The following is a 26,856-nucleotide window of genomic DNA, read 5'->3' as shown; positions in this document are numbered from 1 at the left end:
ATGTTGGCTTCTCGTCGAGGCGGGCCGCCGGACGCGTCGTGGCTCTGGAGTATCTGCCGTCATACCTAAGAGCTACGTACGGACACGGCTCCGTGGCGGGACGCCGACGAGGGGCGGCGATTTCTAACTTCGGCAGTGGAGAAGGGCGCTGACGGCTCTTCCGGGAGACCGAAGGAACACCTCATGGCGACGGGGACGGCGGCACGGACGGCGGGCACCGCCGGGACCGCGGGCACGGCACGGACGGCGGCGGGGGCTGGGTCGGAGGGGGCGGGGGCGGGGGCTGCGGGGGCGGGGGAAGTCGGCTCGGGTGCAGCCGCGTTCGGCTCCCGGCGGGCGGGGGCCCGTGGGGGGCGGCTGCGTCGTACGCTGCTGGCGTCGCTGATCGCGGCCGCCGTGGTCGTCCCGGTATCCGCCGCCGCCTCCGCGCAGGCGCCGGCCCCGGCGCCCGCCGTGTTCACCGAGGACGCCTCGCTCCGGAGCCGGTATGCCGCTCACCGGGCCAACCTCGCCGAGGCGGTCCGTATGGCCGAGGACGCCGACCGCGTCGGACGGGCCGACCGGCTGCGGGCCATGGCGGCGGCCGGCACGGCGCAGTTCCTGACCTTCGACGGCCGCGGCAGGGGCCGGGCCGTGGAGGTGTTCGGTGACCTGGAGACCGCCGAGCGGGTCGCCGTCCTGGTGCCCGGCTCCGACACCACCCTCGACACGTACGAGAGGTTCCGGTCCGGTGCGGTCGCCCTCCAGCAGCGCCTCCAGGCGGAGCGACCGCGCTCCGCCGTGGTCGCCTGGCTCGGGTACGACACCCCGGGGACGGTCAGCACGACCGTGCTGACCGCCGGCCGGGCCGACGATGCCGCGGCCGAACTGGCGCCGTTCCTCGACCGGTTGGCGGGCATGGCGGCGCCCGGCGCCCGGCTCTCGCTGCTCTGCCACTCCTACGGTTCCGTCGTCTGCGCGCGGACCGCGACGGGACCGGCGGTCGGAGACATGGTCCTGTTCGGCAGCCCAGGCACGGGGGCCGCGTCGGCCCGGGAGCTGCCCACCACGGCCCGGGTCTGGAGCGGCCGCGGCGGTGCCGACTGGATAGCCGGCGTGCCGCACGTCCGGCTCGGCGGGCTGGGCTTCGGCACCGACCCGGTCGACCCCGCCTTCGGTGCGCGGGCGTTCAACGCCGGATCCGGCGGGCACAGCGACTATCTCAAGCCGGGCACCCGGTCCCTCGACACCCTGGCAGCCATCGTCCTCGGCACCGCTCCCGTCGAGGAGGCCGGCCATGCGTGAGCTTCGCGCGCGCTGGTCCGCTCTGGCGGCGGACATCGAGGCGGCCACGCCGGCCGGCCGGGACCGGGCCGTGGACGCCCTCCGGGCCCTGGCGATCCTCGGGGTCGTCCTCGGCCACTGGCTGGTCACCTCCCTGACCGTCGCCGACGGCGGTCTGCGCGGCACCAGCCCGCTGCTGCACATGCCCTGGCTGGCCCCGGTGTCGTGGGTGTTCCAGACGCTGGCCGTCTTCTTCCTCGTCGGCGGCCGCGTCGCCGCCCGCGGGTACGCCTCGGCGCGCGAGCGGGGCATCTCGTACGGGGCCTGGGTCGGGCAGCGGCTGGGCCGGCTGTTCCGGCCGGTCGCCGCGGTGCTCGTCCTCTGGACGGTCGTGGCGGGCGGGATGCTCCTCGGCGGGGTGGAGTTCGACACCGTACGGACGCTGGTCCGGCTGGTCCTGTCGCCGCTGTGGTTCCTGCTGGTGTTCGCCGCGCTCACCGCCGCGACTCCGCTCGTGGCCCGGCTCCACCCGCTGTGGCCGGCCGCCGTGGTGGCGGGCGTCGACCTGTGGCGCTTCGGGCCCGGCGGGCCCGAGTGGATCGGCTGGGTCAACGTGGCCGCCGGCTGGCTGGTCCCCTTCACGCTGGGCGCCGCGTGGTCGCGCGGGGCCTTCGCCCGGCGCGGCCGGCTCCTGCTCCTCGTCGCGGCGGCCGCGGCGGCCGCCTGCGCGCTGGTGCTGTGGGGCGGGTATCCGGCGTCCATGGTGGGCGTGCCGGGGGCGGACGTCTCGAACCTGGACCCGCCGACCCTTGCCGTGGTCGCGTTCGGACTGGCCCAGTGCGGGCTGGCCCTGCTGGCCCGCGACCGACTGGCCCGGCTCATGCGCAGGCCCGCCGCCTGGGCGAGGGTGGCGTGGGTGAACCGCTCCGCCATGACGGTCTTCCTGTGGCACCAGACCGCCATGATGGCCGTCACCGCCCTCGGGCTGCTGCTCCCGGCCCGGCTGCCCGGGCTGCACACCGCGCCCGACTCGGTGGGCTGGATAGCGGTCCGGGTGCTGTGGCTGCCGGTGTTCGCGGCCGCGCTGGGGCTCTGCTGGGCGGCGTTCCGCATACACGAACAGGACCGGCGTTCCCGGGCGGGCGCGGTCACCGCCGCCCGCCGTGCCCCGGGGCCTTCCGCCAAGGAGATCACCCATGCCTAGGCTGACCGACGTGAACGAGCAGCGCCTGTCCCCGGCCGAGCCGAAGCCCGCCGTGCCCGCCCAGGGCGTGGGACCGCGCATGGCGTTGGCCCTGGAACTGTTCACCATGCGGCGCGATCCCCTTCCCGGACTGGGGCGGCCGAAATGGCTGGCCCGGCTGCCGCACGTGTTCGTCGCGTATGCGGCGGTGTTCTTCGGGTTCCTCACCACCGAGCAGCTCATGGACCACTACCACGTCAAGGGCGGGCCGCCGCTGGCGGTCGCGCTGCTGACGGCGCTGTCCATCTGGCTGGCGATGTTCCGCCCGATCGCGGCCTGGTGGCTGGGACTGCTCGCCGCGGGCTGGATCGCCTGGATGATCCACGACAACGTCGGACAGGGCCAGACCTGGCCCTGGACACCGGGCGGGATGTTCGCGTTCGCCCCCGTACTGCTGCTGGTCGCCCTCCGGGTGCCGCCGCGGGTGACCATATGGGTCGTCGGCGTCTCCGTCGCCCTCACCGGCGCGGCCGAGCTGACCTTCCATCCGGACGGAAGCCAGATCTCCTCCCTGCCGGCATCCGTCCTCTTCGGCTTCGTCGGGCTCCTCGGGTACGCGCTGCGCGCCCTGCGGCTGGCCCGTGGCGAGCTGGTCGAGCAGGAGACCCTCACCGCGGAGGAACGGGCCCGGCGCACCCTGCTGGAGGAGCGCAGCCGTATCGCCCGCGAGCTGCACGACGTCGTCGCGCACCACATGTCGGTGATCTCCATCCAGGCACAGGTCGCCCCGCACCTCGTGGAGAACCCGTCGGAGGAACTCAGGGAGAACCTGGCGGGCATCCGGGAGAACGCGCTGGAGGCCCTCACGGAGCTGCGCCGGGTGCTGGGGGTGCTGCGCTCGGAGCAGCCCGGTGATCCCGCCGCCCCGCAGCATCCGCAGCCGACCCTCGCCGAGCTGGCCGGCCTCGTGGACAACGTGCGGGGGGCGGGGCTGGACGTCACCACCGAGGTCGCGGGCATCCGCCGGTCGCTGGCCCCCGGCGTCGAGCTCACCGCGTACCGGATCGTGCAGGAGGCGCTGAGCAACTGTCTTCGCCATGCGCCCGGTTCGCGGGTGGAGGTGGGTGTCGCCTACGGCCCGCGCGAGCTGCACCTGTGCATCGCCAACAGTGCGCCGACCCGGCCGGCCCCGCCGTCGCAGGGAGCGGGGCACGGGCTGCTGGGGATGCGGGAGCGGGCGGGCATGCTGGGTGGCGAACTGGCCGCGGGCCCACGTCCCGACGGCGGGTACGAGGTCAGCGCCGTGCTTCCGATGGATCCGCAGAACCCGGCCGCCGGTACCGGCCACGAGACGAAGAAGGCCCCATGAGCACCCCGATCAAGGTGATGATCGCCGACGACCAGATGATGGTGCGGCAGGGCTTCACCGTGCTGCTCGACGCCCAGCCCGACATAGAGGTCGTGGGGCAGGCGGTGGACGGGGCGGACGCCGTCGCGAAGGTCGCCGAGCTGGCTCCGGACGTGGTGCTGATGGACATCCGCATGCCGGGCATGGGTGGCATCGAAGCCACGTCCGTGATCACCCGCGTCCCCGACTCCGCGGTGAAGGTGCTGGTGCTGACCACCTTCGACCTCGACGAGTACGTGTACGAGGCGCTGCGGGCCGGGGCTTCCGGGTTCCTGCTGAAGGACGCTTCCGCCGATCAGCTCGCCGAGGCGGTGCGGGTGGTGGCCGCGGGCGAGGCGCTGCTCTCCCCGAACATCACCAAACGGCTGATCACGGAGTTCTCCCGGCTGGGGGCGCCGCGCGCGCCGTCGCGGGCCCGGATCGACGCGCTGACCGAGCGGGAGACCGAGGTGCTGTCGCTGATCGCGCAGGGCCTGTCGAACGCGGAAATCTCCGAGCACCTGGTCCTGGCCGAGCAGACGGTGAAGACGCATGTGAGCCGGATCCTGGTGAAGCTCGGCCTGCGGGACCGGACGCAGGCGGCGGTCTTCGCGTACGAGACCGGTCTGATCCGTCCGGCGGGCTACTGACGGGCCCGCGTAGTACTTGAGAGGGACCCGGGGAAATCCCCATCAGCGGCGACGCGGACGAAGGCGGTACAGACCTACGGTTGTGCGTATGACCGAGACGACCACCGGGGGGACAGCCCGGACGCCTGAATTCCGACTGGCATCGGAGGCGATCGCGACCCTGCGCCAGGACCTCCTCACCGATGCCTTCGCCTACCGGCCGCTGCCCCTGGCGGGCCCCCCGGGGCGCTTCTCGCGGCTGCTCCCCCGGGCGATACGCCAGTACGCGCCGTGGCGGCGGCACATGGCGGTGGGACTGCTGGCCTTCGTCGCCGTGCTCTTCACGGTGGAGGGGCAGTCGAGCTATCTCGGTGATCTGGGGCAGTTCGTCATGGGTCTGACAGCCGCGGTTCCCGTCCTGATGACGCTGGTGCGGCCGATCGGGGCGTGGTGGGCGGCCGTCGCGATGACGGTGGTCCTGGCCGCCCTCGGTGGTAGCGGCAACTGGCCCTGGACCCCCGGCGCCTTCTTCTCCTACATCGTGGTCATGGTCCTCGTCACGCTGCGGACCGGCCCCCGGGTGGCGGCCTGGATGTGGGCCCTGACCCTCGCGCTGGGCACCGCGCTCTCCGTGGTCTTCAGCGGCGAGTGGGGGTCGAACGCGCCGGCGATGGCGGTGACCTCGGCCTTCGCCCTGGTGGTCGCCGGCAGTTTCCAGATACGCCGGCACGCGAAGGCGGAGGTGAGCGCGCAGCAGGAGGTCACGGCCGTCGAGCGGGACAAGCGGACGCTGCTGGAGGAGCGGACCACGATCGCGCGGGAGCTGCACGATGTGGTGGCGCACCACATGTCGGTGGTGGCGATCCAGGCGGAGGCCGCTCCGTACCGGGTGAAGAACCCGCCACCGGAGCTGGAGGCGGCGTTCGCCACCATCCGGGAGAACGCGGTGGCGGCCCTGACGGAGCTGCGGCGGGTGCTGGGTGTGGTGCGGTCCGCGGACTACGAGGCGCCGGAGGCCCCGCAGCCGACGCTGGCCTCGCTGGACGGGCTGCTGGCCAATGTGCGCGAGGCCGGACTGAGCGTGGAGAAAACGGTCACGGGTGCGGTGCGGGAGCTGCCGCAGGGCGTGGAGCTGTCGGCGTTCCGGATCATCCAGGAGGCCCTGAGCAACACCCTGCGGCACGCGCCGGGCGCGGCGGCCGGGGTGGAGGTGTCGTACGTGCTGGGCGGTCTGGGGATACGCGTCGTCAACGAGGCGCCGACCGGGGACGTGCCGCCCTCCGCCGGGGCCGGCCACGGGATCACCGGGATGCGGGAGCGGGTGGCCATGCTGGAGGGGGAGATGACGGCCGCGCGGACGGAGTCGGGCGGGTACGAGGTCGCGGTGTTCATTCCGGTCCCCCACCGTCCCGAGCCGGCGCCCGAGCCTCGGGAGGGGACGGTATGACGATCAGAGTGCTGATCGTCGACGACCAGATGATGGTCCGCGAGGGGTTCTCCGTTCTGCTGAACGCCATGGACGGTATCGAGGTGGTCGGCGAGGCGGTCGACGGCCGGGAGGCCATCGCGCAGGTGGCCGCGCTGCGGCCGGACGTGGTGCTGATGGACATCCGGATGCCGCAGATGAACGGCCTGGAGGCGACACGGGAGATCGTCGCCGCGGACACGGACGCGAAGGTGCTGGTCCTGACGACCTTCGACCTCGACGAGTACGTGTACCAGGCACTGCGGGCGGGAGCGTCCGGATTCCTGCTGAAGGACGCGTCGGCCCGTCAGCTGGCCGACGGGGTAAGGGTGGTGGCGGCCGGCGAGGCGCTGCTGGCGCCCTCGGTGACCAAGCGGCTGATCGCGGAGTTCTCGAAGATCTCCGAGGCGCGCAAGCTCGCGGATCCGGAGGGGGTGGGCGAGCTGACGGAACGGGAGACCGAGGTGCTGATCCTGATCGCACAGGGGCTGTCCAACGCGGAGATAGCCGACCGGCTGATCGTCGCGGAGTCCACGATCAAGACTCATGTGAGCCGGATCCTGGTGAAGCTGGGCCTGCGCGACCGGACGCAGGCGGCGGTGTTCGCCTATGAGACCCGCCTGGTGACACCGGCCTGATCCGGCAGGCACAGCCCTCAGCGGGTGTCCGGCGGCCCGGCCCGGCCCTGATCCGGCGGGCACCCCCTAGGCTGCGGGGATGGGCTTTGATCCGTGGGATGCCGCGTTCGTCGCCGATCCGTACCCGGCCTACCGGGAGTTGAGGGAGCGGGGGCGAGCCATCTGGTGGGAGGCCACCGGGCAGTGGCTCGTGCCGCACTACGCCGATGTGAGCGCACTGCTGCGGGACCGGCGGCTGGGGCGGACCTACCTCCACCGGTTCACGCACGAGGAGTTCGGGCGGCAGGCGCCGCCGCCGGAGCACGAGCCCTTCCACGTGCTCAACGGCAACGGCCTGCTGGACCTGGAGGATCCCGCGCACGCGCGGGTGCGCAGGCTGGTGGCGAAGGCCTTCACCCCGCGGACGGTGGAGCGGCTGGTGCCGGCCGTGCAACGGATGGCCGGGGAACTGGTGGGGCGGCTGCTCGCGGACGGGGGCGGGGACCTGCTCACGGTCGTCGCCGAGCCGCTGCCGGTGGCGGTGATCGCGGAGTTGCTGGGGGTGCCGGAGGCGGACCGGGGGCTGCTGCGGCCCTGGTCGGCGGACATCTGCGGGATGTTCGAGCTCCGGCCGGACGAGGAGACGGCGCGGCGCGCCGTGCGGGCGAGCGTCGAGTTCAGCGCGTACCTGCGGGAGCTGATCGCGGAGCGGCGGGCGCACCCCGGCGAGGATCTGATCTCCGGACTGATCGCCGCCCATGATGACGAGGGGCGGCTCAGCGAACAGGAGATGATCTCCACCTGTGTCCTGCTGCTGAACGCCGGGCACGAGGCCACCGTCAACACCACGGTCAACGGGTGGTGGGCACTGTTCCGCAACCCCGACCGGCTCGCCGCGCTGCGTGCCGGTCACGATCCCGAAAAGTTGTCCACAGCTGTGGATGAACTCATGCGGTACGACACTCCGCTCCAGATGTTCGAACGCTGGGTGCTCGACGACATCCGGGTCGGCGACACCGACATCCCTCGCGGGGCCGAGGTCGCGCTGCTCTTCGGATCCGCCAACCGGGATCCCGCGCGCTTCGAGGACCCCGACACCCTGGACCTGGAACGGGCCGACAATCCCCACCTGACCTTCGGGGCCGGGATCCACTACTGCCTGGGGGCGCCGCTGGCGCGGCGGGAACTGGAGGCCTCGTTCGGGGCGCTGCTGGCGGACGGCGTCCCGCCGATGCGGCTCGTCGAGGAGCCGCGGTGGCGGGACGGGTACGTCATCCGCGGGCTGGAACGCCTGCTCGTGGAGTTCTGAGCGTTCGGGACTCAGCCGGTGATGTCGCGGCGGCGCAGGGCGGCGAGGCCGGCCGCCGTCAGGGCCGCCGCCGGGGCGGTCAGGACCAGGAGCGGGGACCACGACACGATTCCCCGGTCACGGCACCGGCCACCGCCCCGTCACCGGCTCGGGTCACGGCACCGGCCACCGCCCCGTCACCGGCTCGGGTCACGGCACCGGCCACCGCCCCGTCACCGTCACCGTCACCGGCCCCGGTCACGGCTGCGGCGCCGGTCACGGCTGCGGCGCCGGCCCCGTCACGGCCCCGGTCACGGCCCCGCCTCGGCCGCGGCCTGGGTCAGCGGGGCAGGGTCAGCGTCCATGCCCCGGGGCGCAGCGTCCACGTACGGCGGCGGACCGGGCCGGTCATCGCGCCGTCGGCGCGGTAGCGGAAGTCCGCCCCGGACACCGTCACCGTCTTCGCCCGGGCCGTCACCGTAGAGCCGCCGAATCCGCCGCCCGTGCGCACCGACACCTCCGCCGGTTCCCCGTCGCCCCGCGTGCGCACCGAGACGTCCGCCACGGGCTGGTCCACATCGGCCAGCACGACCCCGTCGGCCTCCACCCGCAGCCGGTGGTGCCCGCCGCCCACCCCGCCCGCCGCCGCCACCGGGCGGACCAGCGTGCGCACCAGCGAGCGGTACGCGCTCCACACCGACGGCCCGGCCGGCCGCGGGACCCCCCGCTCCGGCCCCCGCAGCGGCGGGATCCGCAACTCGCCCAGCACCACCCCGTCACTGTCGTCGACCAGCAGGTCGCACACCCGCACCGACCCGTCGAGCACCGCCCGGGCCGCCGCCACGGCGGACTCGGGCACGCCCAAAGACCTCGCCAGCGCCAGGGACCCCACCGGCCCCACCGGAACCAGCGCCAGAGCGCTCTCACCCAGCCCCCGCTGCCGGTGCAGCAGCGCCACGGTGCGCACCAGCGCCCGGTCGTCGCCCACGACCACCGGCTGCCGATGACCCCGGCGGGCGAGCGCCCGCGCAAACTCCTCCTGCGAATCCGGGAGGCAGATCTTCGCCGCCGCGCCCGCTGACAACACATCTTTCGCGATCCGCACGGACTCGCCGTCAAGACGGCGGGCGACCGGGTCGACGAGCACCAGCAGACCGCCTACCGGCGCGCCCGCTTCGCTCATGGTGGGCTCTGGAGCCGACACCTCGGTCCTTCCTCGGGTAGCATCTTTGTGCAAGAGGCCCTTGCGCTATTGCGCCAGGGCCTTCGTCTATTCCGGGGCAACCCGTCCGACGGTTCAGCCCGCGTACATCGTCGTACGCCCCCCTGACCTTGGACATGCCCCATCCGGAAGAGGTGTACGCCTGTGCCCGCTCTTGTGCTGCTCGGAGCTCAGTGGGGTGACGAGGGCAAGGGAAAGGCCACCGACCTGCTCGGTGGATCCGTTGACTATGTAGTGCGCTACCAGGGTGGCAACAACGCCGGCCACACGGTCGTCGTCGGCGACCAGAAGTACGCGCTGCACCTTCTCCCTTCCGGCATCCTCTCCCCCGGATGCACCCCGGTCATCGGTAACGGCGTCGTGGTCGACCCGGCCGTCCTGCTCTCCGAGCTGCGCGGTCTCAACGAGCGCGGCATCGACACCTCCAAGCTGCTCATCAGCGGCAACGCGCACCTGATCACGCCGTACAACGTCACCCTCGACAAGGTCGGCGAGCGCTTCCTCGGCAAGCGCAAGATCGGCACCACCGGTCGCGGCATCGGCCCGACCTACGCGGACAAGATCAACCGCGTCGGCATCCGGGTCCAGGACCTCTACGACGAGTCGATCCTCACGCAGAAGGTCGAAGCGGCGCTGGAGGGCAAGAACCAGCTCCTCGCGAAGCTCTACAACCGCCGCGCGATCGAGGCGGGCCAGATCGTCGAGGAGATGCTCCAGTACGCGGAGCAGATCAAGCCGTACGTCGCCGACACCACCCTGATCCTCAACAACGCGCTGGACGAGGACAAGGTCGTGCTCTTCGAGGGCGGCCAGGGCACCCTGCTCGACGTCGACCACGGCACCTACCCCTTCGTCACCTCGTCGAACCCGACCGCCGGCGGCGCCTGCACCGGCACCGGCGTCGGCCCGACGAAGATCAGCCGTGTCATCGGCATCCTCAAGGCCTACACCACCCGTGTCGGCGCGGGCCCGTTCCCGACCGAGCTGTTCGACCAGGACGGCGAGGACCTGCGCCGCATCGGCGGCGAGCGCGGCGTGACCACCGGACGTGACCGTCGCTGCGGCTGGTTCGACGCGCCGATCGCACGTTACGCCACCCGGGTGAACGGTCTCACGGACTTCTTCCTCACCAAGCTGGACGTGCTGACCGGCTGGGAGCAGATCCCGGTCTGCGTCGCGTACGAGATCGACGGCAAGCGTGTCGAGGAGCTCCCCTACTCGCAGACCGACTTCCACCACGCGAAGCCGATCTACGAATACCTCCCCGGCTGGTCCGAGGACATCACCAAGGCCAAGACCTTCGCGGACCTGCCGGCGAACGCCCAGGCCTACGTCAAGGCCCTGGAGGAGATGTCGGGCGCCCCGATCTCCGCGATCGGCGTCGGCCCCGGCCGCACCGAGACGATCGAGATCAACTCCTTCCTGTAAGCAGGACACGCACCACCGGCAGGGGCGGGACGCGCACACGGCGTCCCGCCCCTCCGGCGTATCGGCCGCCCGGCCGACGCCGTCTCGGGGGGCGCGGTCGGGGTGGGCGGAAATATGATGGGCTGGTCCTTTCCACGGCGGAAGCAGGGACGGATGCACCATCGTCGGAGCCATCCATGAGCCGGCGCCGTCCCCCGCGGGTGGCCAGCGCAGACCTGCTGAGCATGCTCGGCAAGCTGACCGCGCAGGCGCGGCAGGGCGTGGAACTCCAGCAGGCCCGCGTGGAACTGGCCGAGGCCCTGCAGCGCGAGATGCTGCCCACCGCGCTGCCGTGTCTGCCGGGGCTGCGCACGGCGGCCCGGTACTCGCCCGCCCGGCACGGCCTGGACATCGGCGGCGACTGGTACGACGGCTTCCGGCTGCCGGAGGGCGCCCTCGCCTTCTGCATCGGCGACGTCCAGGGGCACGACGTCGACGCCGCCGCCTTCATGGGGCAGGTCAGGATCTGCCTGCGCGCCGTGGCGGCCGTGGTCGTCGACCCCGGCGAGGTACTGAGCCGGGCCAATGAGGTGCTGCTCTCGATGAACCGCGACCTCTTCGCGACCTGCAGCCTGCTCCGTTTCGACCCTGACACCTGGGAGCTGGAGAGCGCCCGGGCCGGTCACGTCCCGGCCGTCTGGGCCACGGTCGACGGCCGGTACGGCATAGCCGAGGACCGCGGAGGGCTGCCGCTGAACCTGGTACCCGGATCGCCGTACACCGTGACCCGGCGACGGCTGACACAGGCGGGATCGATCGTGCTGCTCACCGACGGCGTGGTCGAGGGCCCGCGGTTCCCGCTCGAAGCGGGCCTGGAGCGCGTGGTCAGGGTCGTCCGGGAGGCGGCCGGCACCGACCCGGCCGAGCTCGCCGCCGAGGTGATGAAGGTGGCCGATTCGACGGGCCACGCCGACGACGCCGCGGTGCTCGTCCTCAGCCACGACGCGGCGGCACCCGCCCCGGCAGCGGATGACGCCGACCTTCCCTAGCGCGTGTCACGCCCCGCGCGGTGCGTGGGCTGTTGTCTGATGATGCGGTGCGCACCGAGGGATGGCGACGTCCGGCCGAACTGCTCCTGCTGATCCTCGCTGTCGCCGTCGCCTACTACATCGGCGGGCGGATCGGCCTGCGCCAGAGCGTGACCGTCGACGGCGCCGAGGTCACCCCGCTGTGGCTGCCCACCGGGATCGCGCTCGCCGCGCTGCTCTGGCTGGGCCTGCGGGTCTGGCCGGGGATCTCCCTCGGCACCTACTTCGCCATCGAACGCATCAGCGAGTTCGATTTCAGCGACCTCGGCATCCTCGCGGGGAACACCCTCGCGCCGGTGTGCGCGTACCTGATGCTGCGCCGGGCGGGCTTCCGTCCGCAGATGGACCGGCTGCGGGACGCGCTGGCGCTGGTCTTCCTGGGCGGCCTGCTGCCGATGCTGCTCAGCGCGACGGCCGGGACCTGGACCCTCGTCCTCACCGGCGATCTGCCCCGGGGCGAATTCTGGCCGGTGTGGGCGGCCTGGTGGGTCGGGGACGCCATGGGGGTGCTCGTCGTGACCCCGCTGCTGCTGGTCCTGCGCCGGGCCCGGCTGCCCCGGGACGACTACCGGCTGGCCGAGGTGTCGGCCCTGGCGGTCGCGTCCGTGATCGTCACCCTCGTGGCCACCCGGAGCCACCTGTCCGTGCTCTTCCTCGTCTTCCCGCTGCTGATCTGGGCGGCCGTACGCTTCCAGTTCGCCGGGAGCGCGCCGTGCACCCTGTTGATCTCGGTCCTGGCGATCTCGGCGGCGCACGATCACGTCGGACCGTTCACCGAGTACAGCCTGCTGGAGCTGATGGTCAACCTCCAGGCCCTCAACGGAGCGGCCGCGCTGACGGGGCTGCTGCTGTCCGCACTGGTCACCGAGCAGAACAACGTACGGCTGCGGATCGAGCAGGTCTGCGAGGACCTGGCCGAGCTGGTGGAGCACCTGGCCCCGGGCGGCAGACCGCCCGAACGCTGAACGCCCCGGGGCGGCCGAGGCCGTCCCCGGGGGCACCCGGCGGTGGATCAGTTGCTCTCGTAGTAGCCGAAGATGTCGACGACGAGATCGGTCCTGTCCCAGCCCTGGTTCCAGAAGTCGACGATGCCGTTCTTCCCGGAGCCCGCCTGGACCAGGTTCGGAACGGTCTTGCCGGCGGTCCAGTTCAGGGTCGAGGCGGTGGGGCGCTCCGGGAGGACCCGGCGGCCCTCCCGGTACTGCTCCAGCGTGTTGGGGTCCTGGGCGACCGACAGGAAGCCCGCACCGGCGGTGTTGGTGACCGTCGCGTTGAGGACGTAGCCGGCGATACCGGGCTCGCCCGGGGACAGCGCCTGCCAGATGTAGCCGCGGCCCATCAGCGGACCGTGGGTCCAGCGCGGGTCGCGGGTGTCGAGCACCCGGACGGGCTTGAGGCCCATGTAGGCGGCCTTGCTGTCGGTGCTGTAGTAGCCGACGACGTCGACGATCACGTCCGTACCGGCCCAGGCGCCGTTGCGGACGTCGATGGTGCCGTCGGGACCGACCGGCACGATCACCGAGTTGGCGATCGTCTGGCCGGCGGTGAAGTTCAGGTTGGAGGTGCTCGGGACGTTCCCGCCGCCCGGGAAGACGGACAGGTGCCCGGCCTCCCTCGGGTTGGTCACCGTCACGTTCAGCGCCACGGCCGTGATGCCCTCCGGCACTCCGCGCAGGCCGCTGATCCTCGTACCGAAGGTCTTCTGCCCGGCCACCTGGCCGGGGGCGGTGCCGAGGCCCTCACGGGTGTCGACGAACCGGACCGGCGTCATCGGCGTGTAGCCGGCGGCATCGGTGCGCGTGAAGTAGCCGGTCACATCGGCGATCAGGTCGACGGACTCCGAGCCGCGGTTGGCGAGCTCGACGTAGCCGTTCTTGCCGACGGGCACGATGACCAGGTTCGGGACGGACTGGCCCGCCTCGAAGTTCACGTTCGAGGTCGTCGGCCGCTCGGTGTCCTCCGCGAAGGCCGTGATGTGGCCGCCGCTGGTGGTGTTCGTGACGGTCACGTTGAGGGCGACGGCGGTGACCCCCTCCGGAATCGCCCCGTTGCCGCCGACCTTCACGCGGGTCGAACCGTACGCCGGGACCTTGCCCCGGACCGCGCCGGTCCCGTCGCGGGTGTCCAGCAGGCGGGTCGGGGTGTGCGCGACGAAGTCCGAACCGGCGGTCATGACCTGGAAGTCGTTGACGACCTCGGCCTGGTTGGCGGGGTCGGTCACGGTGACCCGGACGGTGTACCGGCCGAGCCTCGCGTAGGTGTGACTGCTCTTCAGCACGGTCGAGCCGTACGCGTCCATGCCGTCCGGGGTGCTGCCGTCGCCCCAGTCGACGGTGACCTTCAGGGTGGAGTCGGCACTGATGACGGTGGTTTCCAGGTCGAACGCGTGGGCGGTGGTGGCCGCGGCGTTCAGGACGAGGGCCAGGTCCGGGTTGCCGGCCGCCTGCTGGGCGGAGACCCCGCCCTTGGCGCCGGGCAGGGCCTTGCGGACGGAACGTTCCGCCAGGCTCTTGAAGGTGCTCAGGTTCGGCGCCGCGGCCTTGGCCAGGTCCACGGCGGGCGCGCCCACCCCTTGTGCGACCGGCTCCTGCGCGACCGGCTCCGCGGCCTGGGCGATGCCCGGCGCGAGACCGATGGTGGCCGCAATGACGGCGACGGAAATTACGAGACGGCTGCTGCGCACGGATCCCCCATTTTTGAACGTGCTCAGGTCTGGGCTTCAGGGTACACAGATCTTCAGCCGCGAGATCGCGAAGACGTGTGCGCTCAGGGGGAGTTGGCTCGTTTCTGCCCCGAACTGATCCCAATGTCCGGGAAGAACGGGCGAGGGCCCCGGCCGATCGTGGGATCGGACGGGGCCCTCGCCGTCGTGCGCGGACCGGCGGATCAGTCGGTCTCGTAGATGCCGTAGTAGTCGACGATCAGGTCGGCGTCCTTCCAGCCCTGGTTCCAGAAGTGGACGATGCCGTGCTCGCCGCTGCCGGCCTGCACCAGGTTCGCGACGGTGGCGCCCTTCGTCCAGTTCAGGCTGGAGGAACCGGGCCGGGGCGGCACGGGCGCCCCTGGCTGGTCGTTCACCAGCCACGGGAAGGGGCTCGGGGCCACGGAGAGGAATCCGGAGTCCACCGTGTTGGTGACGGTGGTGTTGAGCACGAAGGCCTCGTCGGCCGCGGGGTCGTCATCGGGCGCGTACCACTGGGGAACGTACCCCCGAGCCGGCAGGCGGCCGCCCCACCAGCTGCTTTCCGGGTCGCGGGTGTCCAGGGTCCGCCACGGACCGATCGGCCGGTACGCCGCCCTGCTGTCCTTGTTGTAGTGGCCCACGACGTCGACGATCACGTCCGCACCGGCCCAGGCGCCGTTGAAGACACTGATCGTGCCGTCCGCGCTCACCGGCACGATCACGGAGTTGGCGACCGTCTGGCCGGCGGTGAAGTTCAGGCTCGACGCGGTCGGGGCCGGGCCACCGGGGAAGACGGACAGGTGTCCGGCCTCCTTCGGGTCGGTCACCGTCACGTTCAGCGCCACGGCCGTGATGCCCTGGGGCACCCCCTTCAGGCCGGCGATCTGCGTGCTGAAGGTACCCCGCCCGGCGAGCCGGCCCTGGGGCGTGCCCAGGCCCTCCCGGGTGTCGACGAACCGCGCCGGGGTCATCGAGGTGTAGCCACTGCCGCCGGCACGGACGAAGCGGCCCGTGATGTCGGCGATCAGGTCGACCGAGCTCCAGCCGCCGTTGAAGAGCTCCACGTAGCCGTCGGCGCCCACCGGCACGATGACCATGTTCGGGACGGACCCACCGGCCGTGTAGTTGAGGTTCGACGTGTCGGGCCGGCCGGCGTTCTTGTCCCCCGACCACACCGTGACGTGGCCGCTGTCGGTGGTGTTGGTGACGGTGACGTTGAGGGCGACCGCAGTGAGTCCGTCCTGGACGTCGCGACCGGACGCCACCTTCACGCGGGTCGAACCCCGCCCGGGAACCTTGCCGGCGTCGGCGCCCGTACCGTTGCGGGTATCCAGCATCCGGGTCGGTTCGAGCGGTACGAACTTGGCGCCCGGGGTCACGAACGCGACCTCATTGGCAGCCTGGACTCCGTTGGCGGCGTCGGTCGCAGTGACCTTCACCGTGTAATTGCCGAGCTCGGCGTACGAGTGCCCGTGGGACAGCGCGCCGGACCCCTTGATGCTCGCCTTCTCCGTCCGGCCGTCGCCCCAGTCGATGACGACGTCGAGCGAGGAGTCCGGTGCGGTGATCTTGGTGTCGATCACAAGCCCGTACGCGCTGTCACTTCGGCCATCGATCTCCACCGAGATTCCCGGGTGGTCGGCGGCGGCCTTGGTGGCGGCGCCCGGCGATGCCGTGCGGACCGTGCGGTCGGCAGGGCTGTGGAACTTCTTGCCCGCGGACTTCGTTCCCTTCCCCGCCTTGGCCGCGCCCGGCGCGCCCGGCGCGACGGGCTTCGACGGCCCTTCGGTGGCCGAGGCCATGCTCGGGACGAGCCCGAGACCCGCCGCCACGAGGGCAGCGGTCATTACGAGTCGGCGATTGCGCACCGGCCCCCCATTTTTGTGTGCTCTTCAGCGTTCTCCGGTCAAAGCCTGATCAGCGTACCGAGCGGGCAGACGATCTCCGTCACGGGTTTTCGCCCTGGTCACAAGGGGTGTGCGCGGAAGGCCGGAGTCCGCTACCAGGCCAGCTGGGAGATCTCCTCCGCGACCACCGCGCAGGCGTCCGCCGCCGGATCGATCAGCGGGAAGTGCCCGACCCCGTCGAGGAGGGTCAGCCCCACCATCTCCCCCGCCTTCGCCGCCGCCGCCACGTACGCCTCGGCCACCTGCTGCGGGACCACGATGTCGTCCCGGCCGTGGACCACCGTCGTGGCGATGCCGGTCGGCAGCAGCGACGCCGGGTCGGCCGACGGCAGCCGCTCGTCCCAGTGGTCGGCGCCGCCCAGGAGTTGCGCGCTCGCCCCGCCGCACACGCCCAGCTCCTCCGCCACCGCGAAGTCCGCGATCGGCGCCAGCGCCACCACTCCGCGCAGCATCGGCGGGTCCGGCAGCCGCCACGGGGAGCCGTACGGGAGCACGTGCCGGGCGGCGGCCCACAGCGCGAGGTGGCCGCCCGCCGAGTGCCCGGTGACGACCACGCGGCGGAGATCGGCCTGCGGCAGGGCGGTCCCGACGAGGCCCGGGAGGGCGTCCATCGCGGCGGCGACGTCGTCGAAGGTCTCCGGCCAGCGCCCGGCGACCGGCCCTTCGGCGTTCTGGCGCGGCAGGGAACTGCCGCGGCGGTACTCGACGTTGGCGACGGCGAAACCGCGCCGGGCCAGGAAGTCCGCGAAGGGGGTGACGTGTTGCCTGTCGTAGGGCGCCCGCCACGCCCCGCCGTGCAGGACGACCACCAGCGGGACCGGTCCCCCGCTCTCGCCGCGCGGGGCGTAGAAGTCGACGACGTGGTCGGGGTGTTCCCCGTACGCGGCCGTCACGTCCGGTGCGACCGCCGGATGGGCGAAGGCCGAGGCGGCCTCGGCGGCGTCCCGTTCCACGGCGGCGGGGTCCGTCATCGGCTCAACCTCTCGGTAACGCGTGGGACAGCGGGGACAGATGTTCCGGTGTTCCGGCAGAGCGGGACCGTATCAGTCTGGAACAGCAGGTTCCGTGCGGGGCCCGGAATATGACCGGGCGGACGGAGCCGTAGCCCCGCCCGCCCAGCGATGTGACGTTTCGCTACCCCGTCACCCGAAAATGTGACCCAGGGTGCGCGCTGCGCGCTCCGCGTCGGCGAAACCAACGTAGAGCGGGGTGAAGCCGAAGCGCAGGACGTCGGGTGCGCGGAAGTCCCCGATGACACCCCGGGCGATGAGCTCGCCCATGACCTCGCGGGCGTTCTCGCACCGCAGCGAGACCTGGCTGCCGCGGTGCTCGTGCTCGGCCGGGGTGACCGACTCCACCAGGCCCTGCGGGACGTACGCCGCCACGCATGCGAGGAAGAAATCGGTCAGGGCGAGGGACTTGGCGCGCACCGCCTCGACGGCGACGCCGTCCCAGGCGTCGAGCGCCGACTCCAGCGCCAGCATGGACAGGATGTCCGGGGTGCCGACGCGGCCGCGGGTCGCGCCCCGCGCCGCCTCGTAGTCCGGGGTCATCGCGAAGGGATCCGCGTGACCGTTCCAGCCGGGGAGGGGGGAGTCGAAGGCGTCCTGGTGACGGGCGGCGATGTACAGGTACGCGGGCGCGCCGGGGCCTCCGTTGAGGTACTTGTACGTGCAGCCCACCGCGAGGTCGACGCCGTGCTCGTCGAGCCCCACGGGCAGGGCGCCCGCGGAGTGACACAGGTCCCAGACGACGACCGCGCCGGCTGCGCGGGCCGCCGCCGTGAGGGCCGGCAGGTCGTGGAGCCGGCCGCTGCGGTAGTCGACGTGGTTCAGGAGCACCACGGCGGTGTCCGCGTCCATCGCCTCCGCCGCCCGCGAGGGGTCGACCGGGACGACGGTCAGGCCCGCCAGCCGGGCCGCCGACCGGGCGATGTAGCCGTCGGTGGGGAAGGTGGCGGAGTCGACGAGCAGCTTCGTCCGGCCGGGAGCTGCGAGGCGGGCGCCTCCGACCAGGGCCTTGAAGAGGTTGACGCTGGTGGAGTCGCCGACGACCACCTGACCGGGGGCCGCGCCGACCAGCGGGGCGATCTTGTCGCCTATTCGCTCCGGCGCGGTCCACCAGCCGCTCTCCTCCCAGGAGCGGATGAGGAGCTCGCCCCACTGCCGGGCGACGACGTCGGCGGTGGTCGCGGCCACGCCGGCCGGGAGCGCGCCGAGCGAGTTGCCGTCCAGGTAGACGACACCGTCGGGGAGCGTGAAGCGCTCGCGCAGCTTCGCGAGCTCGTCGGCGGCGTCCAGGGCCGCCGCGCGGTCGCGCAGGTCGGTCCCGGGGTCCGTGGAGGTCTCAGACATGGCTGCGCGCCGTCCAGAGCTCCGGGAAGACGTTCTTCGTCGCGCGCTTCTCCAGCCAGGTCACGCCGGCCGAACCGCCCGTGCCGGTCTTCGCACCCATCGCGCGGCGGGTGGCCACCAGGTGGTCGTTGCGCCAGCGCCAGACGAGTTCGGCGACGTCGGTGAGGACCTCGCCGAGCCGGTGGAGGTCCAGGTGCTCGTCGGGGGCCGCGTACAGGCCGGTCCAGACGGCCTCGACCTCGGCCGAGGCCTCGTAGCGCTGCGAGAGGTCGCGGTCCAGGACGGACTCCGGGACCGGCAGGCCGCGGCGGGCCAGCAGGCGCAGCACCTCGTCGTAGAGGCTCGGCTCCTGGAGGGCCTTCTCCAGCTCCGCGTGGACGCGCGGCGCGCCGCGGTGCGGCACCAGCATGGAGGCGGACTTCTCACCGAGCAGGAACTCCATCCGGCGGTACATGGCCGACTGGAAACCGGAACCTTCACCGAGGGCGCCGCGGTAGGCGTTGAACTGCGCCGGGGTGAGCTGGGCGAGCGGGCGCCAGGAGGCGTTGAGTGCCTCCAGCTCACGAAGGGAACGTTTCAGCGCGTCCATCGCGACCGGGATGCGGTCCTCGCGCAGCGCGTTCGCGGCGGTTTCCCACTCGTGGACGATGACCGTGAACCACAGCTCCATGACCTGGGTCGTGACCAGGAAGACCATCTCGCCGGGGTCGTCCGAGCGGAGGTGCTGGAGGTGGGTGAGGACGTCCGCCTGGACGTAGTCCTCGTACGGGGTCGTGCCGTCGAAGTCGAGGTTCGGGGTGTCCCCGCCGACTCCGGAGGCATCAAGGGTGTTCGACATCGCTGTCTCCTCGACACGTGCTTCCGGGTAGCGGTCCGCTCCTTCCGTGAGGTGAGTGGAGCCCCGGTCCCCTGCCCGCATCATAGGACCCCGTCGCGCCGGCGCTCCAGCGGGGAGTGACGCAGACCACACGACATGTCGGCGCGTCACTCCCCGCTGTACGGCCTCAGGCGCTCAGCGTGTCCGCGGCCGTCGGGGACGAGTCGCGCAGGAAGGTCGTGCAGCGCTCGTACTCCTCCTTCTCGCCGATGGCCCCGGCCGCGCGGGCCAGGGCGTGCAGGGCGCGCAGGAAACCGCGGTTCGGCTCGTGCTCCCACGGGACCGGGCCGTGGCCCTTCCACCCGGCGCGGCGCAGCGCGTCGAGACCGCGGTGGTAGCCCGTACGGGCGTAGGCGTACGACTCCACCGTGCTGCCGGCGGCGAAGGCCTCGTCGGCGAGGACCGCCCAGGCGAGGGAGGAGGTGGGGTGCGCGGCGGCCACCTCGACGGCCGGGGTGCCGGCGGCGATGGCCTCGCGGCCGGGCTCGTCGGGGAGGTGGGTGGGGGCGGGGCCCCCGAGGAGGTTCTGGTGAATGGACATGCCCCCAGTCTGCCGGGTGCGGTGATCCGCAAAACCCGCCGTCTCCCCCTGGCAGCTCCGGCCGGGTCCGGTGACAACCCTGCCCCGGTCGGCCCCCGGCCGGGTCGGCCCCGGTCCGGGGGATACCCCGGCCCGGTCGGCACCCGGCCGCGGTCCGGGTGGGCCAGGTCGGGTCGGCCAGGGTCGGGTCGGCCGCGGTCGGGTCGGGCCCCGGTCCGGACGGGCCCCGGTCCGGTCGGCCCCCGGTCCGGTCGGGCCCGGCACCGCCGGACGCGGTGGTCCCGCGGGAACGGGCGGCCGGCGTCCAGCGGCTTCGGTGAATGCCGGAGGGCCCGGCCTCCGTCGTGGGACGGGGGCCGGGCCCTCCTGTGCGTCTGCTGCCGCGACTGCGGCGGCCGACTACTTGATCCGGGTGCCGGCGGAGCGCAGGTTCGCGCACGCCTCGACGACACGCGCGGCCATGCCGGCCTCGGCGGCCTTGCCCCAGGTGCGCGGGTCGTACTTCGACTTGGTGCCGACCTCGCCGTCGACCTTCAGGACACCGGCGTAGTTGGTGAACATGTGGTCCACGACCGGCCGGGTGAAGGCGTACTGGGTGTCGGTGTCGAGGTTCATCTTCACGACGCCGTTCTCCAGCGCGGTGGCGATCTCCTCTGCCGTGGAGCCCGAACCACCGTGGAAGACGAAGTCGAACGGCGAGGCCTTGCCGAACTTCTCCGCCACACCGGCCTGGAGGTCCTTGAGCAGCTCGGGGCGCAGGACGACGTTGCCCGGCTTGTACACGCCGTGGACGTTGCCGAAGGAGGCGGCCAGCAGGTAGCGGCCCTTCTCGCCCAGGCCCAGGGCCTCGGCGGTACGGATCGCGTCCTCGACCGTGGTGTAGAGCTCGTCATTGATCTCGTGGCTGACGCCGTCCTCCTCGCCGCCGGTCGGGGTGATCTCGACCTCGAGGATGATCTTCGCCGCGACGGCCTTGGCGAGCAGCTCCTGGCCGATGGCCAGGTTGTCGGCCAGGGTCTCGGCGGAGCCGTCCCACATGTGCGACTGGAAGAGCGGGTTCAGACCGCGGGCGACGCGCTCGGCGGAGATGTCCAGGAGCGGACGTACGTAGCCGTCCAGCTTGTCCTTGGGGCAGTGGTCCGTGTGCAGGGCGACGGTGATGTCGTACTTGGCGGCGACGATGTGCGCGAACTCCGCCAGGGCGACCGCGCCGGTGACCATGTCCTTGTTGTACTGGCCACCCAGGAACTCCGCACCACCGGTGGAGATCTGGATGATGCCGTCGCTCTCGGCCTCCGCGAAGCCCCGCAGCGCGGCGTGCAGGGTCTGGGACGAGGTCACGTTGATGGCCGGGTAGGCGAACTTGCCTGCCTTCGCCCGGTCGAGCATCTCGTTGTAGACCTCGGGGGTTGCGATGGGCATCTGTCCGCTCCTTGGATGTGCGGGGAGTGTGCTTATTACGGGCCCTGACCTGGGGGCGACGTCATCGTCGCGCTTATCTTTCCAGACTCCGCGCAAGGGTCCAGCCCGCCGGTCTCACGTGGTGGGCGAACGGCCCGGGATGTTTCACGTGAAACATCCCGGGCCGCAGGGAAAGGCCAGGTCAGCGCCGTCTCACCGGCGGCCGGGGACCTGTGTCGCCAGATGTCGCAGTGGCCGGTCAGGACAGGCCGAGGTCCTCGAGGCGGTAGCCGGTGAGGTACTGCAGGCCCGCCTCGGCGATCGCGTCGGCCGCACCGCGGTCGACGATCGTGGCGACGGCGACGACCTCGCCGCCGGCCTCGCGGACGGCCTCCACGGCGGTCAGCGGGGACCCTCCGGTGGTCGAGGTGTCCTCGACCACCAGGCAGCGCTTGCCCTTCACGTCGGTGCCCTCGATGCGGCGCTGCATACCGTGCGCCTTCTGCGCCTTGCGGACGACGAAGGCGTCCAGGCGCTGACCGCGCGCGGCGGAGGCGTGCAGCATCGAGGTGGCGACCGGGTCGGCGCCGAGGGTCAGGCCGCCGACGCAGTCGAAGTCGAGCTCGGCGGTGAGGTCGAGCATGACCTGGCCGACCAGCGGGGCCGCCTCGCCGTCGAGGGTGATCCGGCGGAGGTCGATGTAGTAGTCGGCCTCCCGGCCGGAGGAGAGGATCACCTTGCCGTGCACGACGGCCTTGTCCTTGATCTGCTGCAGAAGCGCATCCCGTACGTCACTCATGCCGACGAGCTTAGTTGCGGGCTAGCCGAGCCGCCGCCACGTCCAGGTCGTGGAGACCTCCAGCGGGTCGACGGGGGTGACCAGGCGCGGAGCGGTGTTGATCCCGTTCGGCGGGCCCGACTGCGGCTCGACGCAGACGGCCTCGTCCTCCTGGTCGTAGACGACCACCCATTCGGACCGGCTGGTGATGCGCAGTTCCAGGGCGCCGGGCCAGGTGAGGGTGACGTCGACCCCGTCGGGCATGCCGAAGCAGTCGTCCCAGGGGCCGGGCTTCCGGTCGATGCGGTGGCCGGTGGGGAGGTGGTCGGCGCCGCGCTCCTCCTGCCAGGCGGGGTCGAAGGAGATCTCCACGTCCTGGCCGCCGAGGTTGCGCAGGAACCAGGGGTGCCAGCCGGCCTGGGCCGGGAAGGAGTCCCCGTACGTCTCGACGCCCATGGTGAGGGTCAGCGAGTCCTCGGTGAGCGTGACGACCTGCGTGACCCGGCCGGGGGTCGGCCACGGGTCGACGAGGTCGTAGGTGAAGGCGGCCTCGGTGGCGGTGGCGCCGGCCGGCCGCCACCGCGCGTCACGGCCGAGGCCGTGGAGGGCGTGCGGCGGGTGGTCGAGGGGCATCTGGTGCACGGTCGCACCGTTGTGGAAGCGGCCGTCCTTCATACGGCCGCACCACGGCACCATCGGGAACGATCCGTACCGCGGCCCCTGGCGCAGCAGCTCGGTCCCGTCGATGCGCAGACTGCCGATCCGGCAGCCGTTCTCCTGGTCGACAGTCACCTCGGTGCCGCCGGCGCTCAGTTGCGTACTCATGCGGTCGACATTAGGGGGTGTCTTGTCGATCGAGGGGTCGAGGGCGCAGGTCAGCGGCGGCGGCGCAGGGCCCGGCCGATGACGACGGCCGAGGCGACCGCGAGCGCCGCGGCCGGGGCGATCCAGCGCATGCTGTCGCCGGTGACGGTCGCGGCGGGCGCGGGCACCGGGGCGTACCGGCCGCGCGGGGGCGCGTGGTCCACCTCCTCGGCGCTGCGGCCGATCATGGTGCGGCGGGCATGGGCGGCCTCGGCCGGCGGCCGTGCGGCTCCGGCCGCGTCGAGGTCCTCGAAGCCGCCGGCCAGGAACGGGTCCAGGGAGGGGTCCAGGGACGGGGGCGGCACCTCGGTCTCGAAGACCGTGGCACTGACCTCGGTGACGTCGTCGTCCGGCCCCGCCGGACCGGCGACGTCCTCGGCCTCGGACTCCTCGTTCCCCGCCGCTTCCTCGGCCTCGGCGACGGGGTCGCCGATCACGGACCCGGCGGCCAGCCGGCCCGCGGCCCGGTCGAGCAGCCTGCGCAGGGCGGTGGCGGCGGCCTCGGGGGCGAAGGCGGCGGCCCGCCCGTCGGCGGTGGCGTGGGCGGTGACGTCCAGCCGGGTCCCGTCCGGGGCCGGGGTCAGACGCAGGTCGAGCGAGAACTTCACGGTGCCGCTGCCGCGTACCTCCGTGCCCTCACCCTCAATGGTGAAGTGGCCGGGGTCCTGCTCGATGACGGCCGCGGACCCCCGGTAGGTCACCGTGCTCCCGCCGGCCCGCACCTTGAGCCGCCCGGAGAGCGGGCCGACGCCCGTGTCGGCGTCCTGCTGGAGTCCCGGCACGCACCGGGCCACCCGTGCGGGGTCGCGCAGCACGGCGCGGAGGTCGTCTGCCGGTACCGGGACGAACACCTGATGCTCCATGCGGTCGAGCCTACGGCCTGGACCCCACCGGGTCACGAATACCGCGGATGCGGCAGCGTCGACGGCGGAAGTCCGTTCATCCGGAAGCGTTCGGCGTCGCGCGCCGCGTCCTGGAGGGAGCCGGTCGTCAGCGAGCTCAGCGCGGACATCCCGTGGTCCACGCGCAGCCGGGGCTCCTGGTCGCGGGCGGCCAGGACGAAGCCCCAGTCCCGGGGCGGCTCGCCGGTCCCGCCGAGGGGGGTGCGGTCGGGTCCGGCGGCGAAGCCCGTGAGGCGGCCGCCCGCACTGTAGGGGGCGGTGCGCAGCCCGGCGGCGCGCAGCGTGGAGTCGACGGTCCAGTACGTACGGGGGCGCGTGGCCAGCGGCCCGGCGTGCACGGCCATCCGGCCGCCGGGGGCCAGGGCCCGCGCGGCCAGCCCGTAGAACTCCTGCGAGTACAGCTTCGTGCTGGGGGTGATGCCGGGGTCGGGGAGGTCGGAGACGATCACGTCGAAGCGGTCGTTCGCGGCGGGCCCGCGCAGCCAGCGGAAGGCGTCCTGGTGGACGACGGCCAGGCGCGGGTCGGCGTACACGCCGGCGTTGAGCGCGGAAAGCATGGGATCGGTGCGGGCGAGGCGGACCACGCCGGGGTCGACCTCGACGACGGTGACGGAGGAGACGTCCCGGTAGCGGAGCACCTCGCGGGCGGCGAGCCCGTCTCCGCCGCCGAGGACCAGGACCCGGGCGTGCGGGCCGGTCATCGCGGGGTGGACCAGGGCCTCGTGGTAGCGGTGCTCGTCGTAGCCGCTGACCCGCAGGCGGCCGTCGAGGTACAGGTCGAGGGAGCGCGGGGAGCCGGTCGCGGGGCCGGTGAGCACCAGTTCCTGCACCCCGGTCTGGACGGCGACGCGCACCTCGGAGCCGTAGACGGCGCGCCGGGCGACCCGCTCGAAGTCGTCGGCGAGGACGGTCGCGGAGGCCAGCACGACGAGGACGGCGAGGTTCACGGCGACGAGCAGCCAGCGGCAGCGTCTGCTCAGGTCGTGGCGGAACAGCCACAGGACCAGCCCGCCGCCGACGACGACGTTGACGGTGCCGGTGAGCATGGCGCCGGTGAGCTGGCCGAGCATCGGCAGCAGCAGGAAGGGGAAGGCGAGGCCGCCGACGAGGGCGCCCACGTAGTCGGCGGCGAACAGGTCGGCGACCGCGCCGCCCGCGTCCTGTCTGCGGATGCGCTGGATGAGGACCATCAGCAGCGGGATCTCCGCGCCGATGAGCATGCCGATGGCGAAGGAGAACGCGACGAGCGCGGGACGGGACTCGCCCAGCCAGGCGAAACTCGCGTACAGCGCCATGGCGGAGAGGCCTCCGAGGAGGGCGAGCCCGGCCTCGATGGCGGCGAAGCCGAGGGCGGGCCGGTGCCGCAGGCGTTTGGCGAGCAGGGAGCCGACGCCCATGGCGAAGACCATGACGGACAGCACGATCGACGCCTGGGTGACGGAGTCGCCGATGAGGTAGGTGCCCAGGGCGAGGAGCTCCAGCTCGTACACGAGCCCGCAGGCGGCGCAGACGAACACGGTGGCCAGGACGAGGAGTCGGCCGGTCCGGGGCCGTACGGGCAGGGCGGCCGGGACGGCCGCGGCGCCTCCCGGCTCCGGAGCCGGGAGGACCCGGCGCGGGACGGAACGGTCGATCATGAAGCGAACCGTACGTCACCGCACACGCACATCCGGTCACCCACATGGGTGTAAGTGGGGCACTGATCCGGCCAGTTGGCGTAACCACATCGCGCACCCCGCACCACAGAACGCCGATCGGCCACGCCCGCCCGTCGGCCCGTCCCTCGCATGGCCTAAAGCAGTGCGGGCGATTCCAGAGGCGGCGTCGCGGCGCCCATCGGGAGCCCGACCCGGGTCCGGGTGGCCACCAACTGCCCCTCCTGCGGGTACGCGTGCCAGGTGCGCCACCGCACCTGGCCCTCGTACCGCTGGGCGAGCATGGCGGTGAAGGCGTGCGGGCTTCCCGGGAACGTCCCCGCCAGTCCGTTCGGGTGATCCGCGACCAGTGCGAGCAGTTCCTGTGCCCGCCCCGCGAAGGAGCCCCGGGACAGGGTCTCGACCCGCGCCGCGAACTCGTACTCCCAGTCGCCCACCCGCTTCGCGACGCCCAGCGGCAGCGGCGTACTGCTCCCGGGCATGCAGGCGACCGTCTCCGAACAGAGCACCTCCCGCTCCTCCAGCAGAACCTGATGGGAGGCCCCGAGCAGGCGCAACTCCACCTTCGCACCCGAAAGTTCGAGGTTCAGTACGGCCAGGGCGGGCAGCCGGTCCCGACCCAGGGCCCAGGCGAGATCGGCGGCACGCGTGTCGGTGTATGAGGTCTGGAGGGTCGTGAGCATGAGTCGGCTCCGCAAACGCGCGAGGGAGATGGGCCGGGGCCCGCCAGCGGTAGCAAGCACGGGTGGGGGGAAACCGGCACGGGTCCACAGGAAGTCCCGGGAGGTCCGAGGACTGGTCTACTCAACCGAGGGAATCATGAAAGGCACGGCACTCACAGCGTTTTTACCCAAGTTGAAGGGGTTTACATCCCCCCGGGGGCTCGGCAGTTCACGTGTTCAACAGGTTGCGTCCCGCGCGTCGGGATGCATGGACAACGCACGGGACGCCCGACGGGAAACGAACCGTCGGACGCCCACGTCAGGACGGCGCCGGCCGCCCCGTGCCACGCACCGCGTCAGCTGCCACCGCCGCACCCCCCGCCCCCGCAGGAGGACGAGCTGCAGGAGGAGGACGACGACCCGCAGCCCGCCGAGCCGCTGTCACCCGCCCACCAGCTGCGCCTGCTGCTGCGCCTGCTGCGGCGCGGCCGGCTCGCACGCGAAGCGTGCACGGACCGGGGCCGGACCAGCCGGCTCCAGAGGAAGGCGATCCCCAGACACAGCACGAGCACTACCAAGACGAACTCCATGTCCGCCCCTCTCTCACGCCCCGGTCCTCCCGGGGAGCGGGATCCCCGCGTCCCGCGTGAAGGGGGAATGCCCCCGGCCCGCACGGCCCAAAG

Annotated in this window: 23 protein-coding genes; 10 read left to right on the top strand and 13 right to left on the bottom strand. The window is 72.5% G+C overall.

The genetic code is table 11. The features are described 5' to 3' along the window. The first annotated feature begins 183 nt into the window (after nt 1-183). The 7 genes from NRK68_RS18110 to NRK68_RS18080 all read left to right on the top strand — a co-directional run bounded on the left by NRK68_RS18110 (nt 184) and on the right by NRK68_RS18080 (nt 7,853). Nucleotides 184-1,284: an alpha/beta hydrolase gene (locus NRK68_RS18110; RefSeq protein ID WP_183066550.1), complete on the top strand. Its 1,101-nt coding sequence runs from the start codon at nt 184-186 to the stop codon at nt 1,282-1,284. Continuing rightward, nucleotides 1,277-2,467 (top strand): acyltransferase family protein, encoded by a 1,191-nt coding sequence (locus NRK68_RS18105; protein ID WP_183066549.1) that lies wholly within the window; start codon nt 1,277-1,279, stop codon nt 2,465-2,467. The genes NRK68_RS18110 and NRK68_RS18105 overlap by 8 nt, the downstream gene beginning before the upstream one ends. Then, complete coding sequence (locus NRK68_RS18100; RefSeq protein WP_183066548.1) at nt 2,460-3,815, top strand: sensor histidine kinase; 1,356 nt, start codon at nt 2,460-2,462, stop codon at nt 3,813-3,815. Before NRK68_RS18105 ends, NRK68_RS18100 begins: the two co-directional genes overlap by 8 nt. Next, nucleotides 3,812-4,483, top strand: coding sequence for a response regulator (locus NRK68_RS18095; protein WP_183066547.1), 672 nt, complete (start codon nt 3,812-3,814; stop codon nt 4,481-4,483). Before NRK68_RS18100 ends, NRK68_RS18095 begins: the two co-directional genes overlap by 4 nt. Nucleotides 4,484-4,571: 88 nt before the next feature. Next, nucleotides 4,572-5,909, top strand: coding sequence for a sensor histidine kinase (locus tag NRK68_RS18090; protein WP_183066546.1), 1,338 nt, complete (start codon nt 4,572-4,574; stop codon nt 5,907-5,909). Further along, nucleotides 5,906-6,565, top strand: coding sequence for a response regulator (locus NRK68_RS18085; RefSeq protein ID WP_183066545.1), 660 nt, complete (start codon nt 5,906-5,908; stop codon nt 6,563-6,565). Before NRK68_RS18090 ends, NRK68_RS18085 begins: the two co-directional genes overlap by 4 nt. 79 nt (nt 6,566-6,644) lie before the next feature. Then, entirely contained in the window at nt 6,645-7,853 is a 1,209-nt protein-coding gene (locus NRK68_RS18080) for a cytochrome P450 (RefSeq protein WP_183066544.1), read from the top strand. A gap of 319 nt (nt 7,854-8,172) precedes the next feature. Here NRK68_RS18080 and NRK68_RS18075 read toward each other — a convergent pair whose 3' ends face one another. After that, nucleotides 8,173-9,015, bottom strand: a complete 843-nt coding sequence (locus NRK68_RS18075; protein ID WP_183066716.1) for a diacylglycerol kinase family protein — start codon at nt 9,013-9,015, stop codon at nt 8,173-8,175. Nucleotides 9,016-9,198: 183 nt separating this feature from the next. On the opposite strand from NRK68_RS18075, the gene NRK68_RS18070 reads away from it, so the two are divergent. The 3 genes from NRK68_RS18070 to NRK68_RS18060 all read left to right on the top strand — a co-directional run bounded on the left by NRK68_RS18070 (nt 9,199) and on the right by NRK68_RS18060 (nt 12,514). Then, nucleotides 9,199-10,482 (top strand): adenylosuccinate synthase, encoded by a 1,284-nt coding sequence (locus tag NRK68_RS18070; protein WP_046777800.1) that lies wholly within the window; start codon nt 9,199-9,201, stop codon nt 10,480-10,482. A gap of 176 nt (nt 10,483-10,658) precedes the next feature. Further along, nucleotides 10,659-11,510, top strand: a complete 852-nt coding sequence (locus NRK68_RS18065) for a PP2C family protein-serine/threonine phosphatase (RefSeq protein WP_183066543.1) — start codon at nt 10,659-10,661, stop codon at nt 11,508-11,510. A 47-nt stretch (nt 11,511-11,557) separates the two neighbouring features. Then, entirely contained in the window at nt 11,558-12,514 is a 957-nt protein-coding gene (locus tag NRK68_RS18060; RefSeq protein WP_257856225.1) for an MASE1 domain-containing protein, read from the top strand. Nucleotides 12,515-12,561: 47 nt separating this feature from the next. On the opposite strand, the gene NRK68_RS18055 is transcribed toward NRK68_RS18060, so the two are convergent. From NRK68_RS18055 to NRK68_RS18000, 12 genes are all read right to left on the bottom strand, one after another. After that, nucleotides 12,562-14,232 carry a PKD domain-containing protein gene (locus NRK68_RS18055; RefSeq protein ID WP_257856224.1) on the bottom strand — a complete coding sequence of 557 codons (1,671 nt, stop codon included), beginning with the start codon at nt 14,230-14,232 and terminating at the stop codon, nt 12,562-12,564. Between the two features lie 203 nt (nt 14,233-14,435). Beyond that, the gene (locus NRK68_RS18050) at nt 14,436-16,079 is read right to left on the bottom strand and encodes a hypothetical protein (protein WP_257856223.1); all 1,644 of its coding nucleotides are present in this window, start codon (nt 16,077-16,079) and stop codon (nt 14,436-14,438) included. A gap of 152 nt (nt 16,080-16,231) precedes the next feature. Further along, on the bottom strand, nt 16,232-17,110 hold the full coding sequence (locus tag NRK68_RS18045) for an alpha/beta hydrolase family protein (protein ID WP_183066539.1): 879 nt from the start codon (nt 17,108-17,110) through the stop codon (nt 16,232-16,234). A 171-nt stretch (nt 17,111-17,281) separates the two neighbouring features. Continuing rightward, nucleotides 17,282-18,493: a kynureninase gene (kynU, locus tag NRK68_RS18040; RefSeq protein WP_257856222.1), complete on the bottom strand. Its 1,212-nt coding sequence runs from the start codon at nt 18,491-18,493 to the stop codon at nt 17,282-17,284. Then, nucleotides 18,486-19,331 (bottom strand): tryptophan 2,3-dioxygenase family protein, encoded by an 846-nt coding sequence (locus tag NRK68_RS18035; protein ID WP_046777794.1) that lies wholly within the window; start codon nt 19,329-19,331, stop codon nt 18,486-18,488. The genes kynU and NRK68_RS18035 overlap by 8 nt, the downstream gene beginning before the upstream one ends. 166 nt (nt 19,332-19,497) lie before the next feature. Further along, nucleotides 19,498-19,911, bottom strand: coding sequence for a DUF3151 domain-containing protein (locus NRK68_RS18030; protein WP_257856221.1), 414 nt, complete (start codon nt 19,909-19,911; stop codon nt 19,498-19,500). Nucleotides 19,912-20,310: 399 nt separating this feature from the next. Further along, nucleotides 20,311-21,333, bottom strand: a complete 1,023-nt coding sequence (fbaA, locus tag NRK68_RS18025) for a class II fructose-bisphosphate aldolase (RefSeq protein ID WP_183066537.1) — start codon at nt 21,331-21,333, stop codon at nt 20,311-20,313. Nucleotides 21,334-21,571: 238 nt separating this feature from the next. Next, nucleotides 21,572-22,111, bottom strand: a complete 540-nt coding sequence (gene pyrE, locus NRK68_RS18020) for an orotate phosphoribosyltransferase (protein ID WP_183066536.1) — start codon at nt 22,109-22,111, stop codon at nt 21,572-21,574. A gap of 21 nt (nt 22,112-22,132) precedes the next feature. Then, entirely contained in the window at nt 22,133-22,915 is a 783-nt protein-coding gene (locus tag NRK68_RS18015) for an aldose epimerase family protein (protein WP_183066535.1), read from the bottom strand. 50 nt (nt 22,916-22,965) lie between these two features. Continuing rightward, on the bottom strand, nt 22,966-23,817 hold the full coding sequence (locus NRK68_RS18010; protein WP_257856218.1) for an SRPBCC family protein: 852 nt from the start codon (nt 23,815-23,817) through the stop codon (nt 22,966-22,968). Nucleotides 23,818-23,849: 32 nt separating this feature from the next. Then, the gene (locus NRK68_RS18005; protein WP_183066533.1) at nt 23,850-25,493 is read right to left on the bottom strand and encodes a polyamine aminopropyltransferase; all 1,644 of its coding nucleotides are present in this window, start codon (nt 25,491-25,493) and stop codon (nt 23,850-23,852) included. 155 nt (nt 25,494-25,648) lie between these two features. Next, complete coding sequence (locus NRK68_RS18000; RefSeq protein ID WP_257856217.1) at nt 25,649-26,194, bottom strand: DUF2617 family protein; 546 nt, start codon at nt 26,192-26,194, stop codon at nt 25,649-25,651. Between the last annotated feature and the right edge of the window lie 662 nt (nt 26,195-26,856).

This window comes from Streptomyces yangpuensis (assembly GCF_024666385.1).
Lineage (GTDB): Bacteria > Actinomycetota > Actinomycetes > Streptomycetales > Streptomycetaceae > Streptomyces > Streptomyces yangpuensis.
The sequence above is the reverse complement of the archived record's forward strand: the minus strand, read 5'-3'. Positions and strand labels throughout refer to the sequence as shown.

Coding starts and splice junctions, on each gene's coding strand:
- NRK68_RS18110 (WP_183066550.1), top strand. CDS start 184: ATGGCGACGGGGACGGCGGCACGGACGGCGGGCACCGCCGGGACCGCG.
- NRK68_RS18105 (WP_183066549.1), top strand. CDS start 1,277: ATGCGTGAGCTTCGCGCGCGCTGGTCCGCTCTGGCGGCGGACATCGAG.
- NRK68_RS18100 (WP_183066548.1), top strand. CDS start 2,460: ATGCCTAGGCTGACCGACGTGAACGAGCAGCGCCTGTCCCCGGCCGAG.
- NRK68_RS18095 (WP_183066547.1), top strand. CDS start 3,812: ATGAGCACCCCGATCAAGGTGATGATCGCCGACGACCAGATGATGGTG.
- NRK68_RS18090 (WP_183066546.1), top strand. CDS start 4,572: ATGACCGAGACGACCACCGGGGGGACAGCCCGGACGCCTGAATTCCGA.
- NRK68_RS18085 (WP_183066545.1), top strand. CDS start 5,906: ATGACGATCAGAGTGCTGATCGTCGACGACCAGATGATGGTCCGCGAG.
- NRK68_RS18080 (WP_183066544.1), top strand. CDS start 6,645: ATGGGCTTTGATCCGTGGGATGCCGCGTTCGTCGCCGATCCGTACCCG.
- NRK68_RS18075 (WP_183066716.1), bottom strand. CDS start 9,015: ATGAGCGAAGCGGGCGCGCCGGTAGGCGGTCTGCTGGTGCTCGTCGAC.
- NRK68_RS18065 (WP_183066543.1), top strand. CDS start 10,659: ATGAGCCGGCGCCGTCCCCCGCGGGTGGCCAGCGCAGACCTGCTGAGC.
- NRK68_RS18050 (WP_257856223.1), bottom strand. CDS start 16,079: ATGACCGCTGCCCTCGTGGCGGCGGGTCTCGGGCTCGTCCCGAGCATG.
- NRK68_RS18045 (WP_183066539.1), bottom strand. CDS start 17,110: ATGACGGACCCCGCCGCCGTGGAACGGGACGCCGCCGAGGCCGCCTCG.
- kynU (WP_257856222.1), bottom strand. CDS start 18,493: ATGTCTGAGACCTCCACGGACCCCGGGACCGACCTGCGCGACCGCGCG.
- NRK68_RS18035 (WP_046777794.1), bottom strand. CDS start 19,331: ATGTCGAACACCCTTGATGCCTCCGGAGTCGGCGGGGACACCCCGAAC.
- NRK68_RS18030 (WP_257856221.1), bottom strand. CDS start 19,911: ATGTCCATTCACCAGAACCTCCTCGGGGGCCCCGCCCCCACCCACCTC.
- fbaA (WP_183066537.1), bottom strand. CDS start 21,333: ATGCCCATCGCAACCCCCGAGGTCTACAACGAGATGCTCGACCGGGCG.
- pyrE (WP_183066536.1), bottom strand. CDS start 22,111: ATGAGTGACGTACGGGATGCGCTTCTGCAGCAGATCAAGGACAAGGCC.
- NRK68_RS18015 (WP_183066535.1), bottom strand. CDS start 22,915: ATGAGTACGCAACTGAGCGCCGGCGGCACCGAGGTGACTGTCGACCAG.
- NRK68_RS18010 (WP_257856218.1), bottom strand. CDS start 23,817: ATGGAGCATCAGGTGTTCGTCCCGGTACCGGCAGACGACCTCCGCGCC.
- NRK68_RS18005 (WP_183066533.1), bottom strand. CDS start 25,493: ATGATCGACCGTTCCGTCCCGCGCCGGGTCCTCCCGGCTCCGGAGCCG.
- NRK68_RS18000 (WP_257856217.1), bottom strand. CDS start 26,194: ATGCTCACGACCCTCCAGACCTCATACACCGACACGCGTGCCGCCGAT.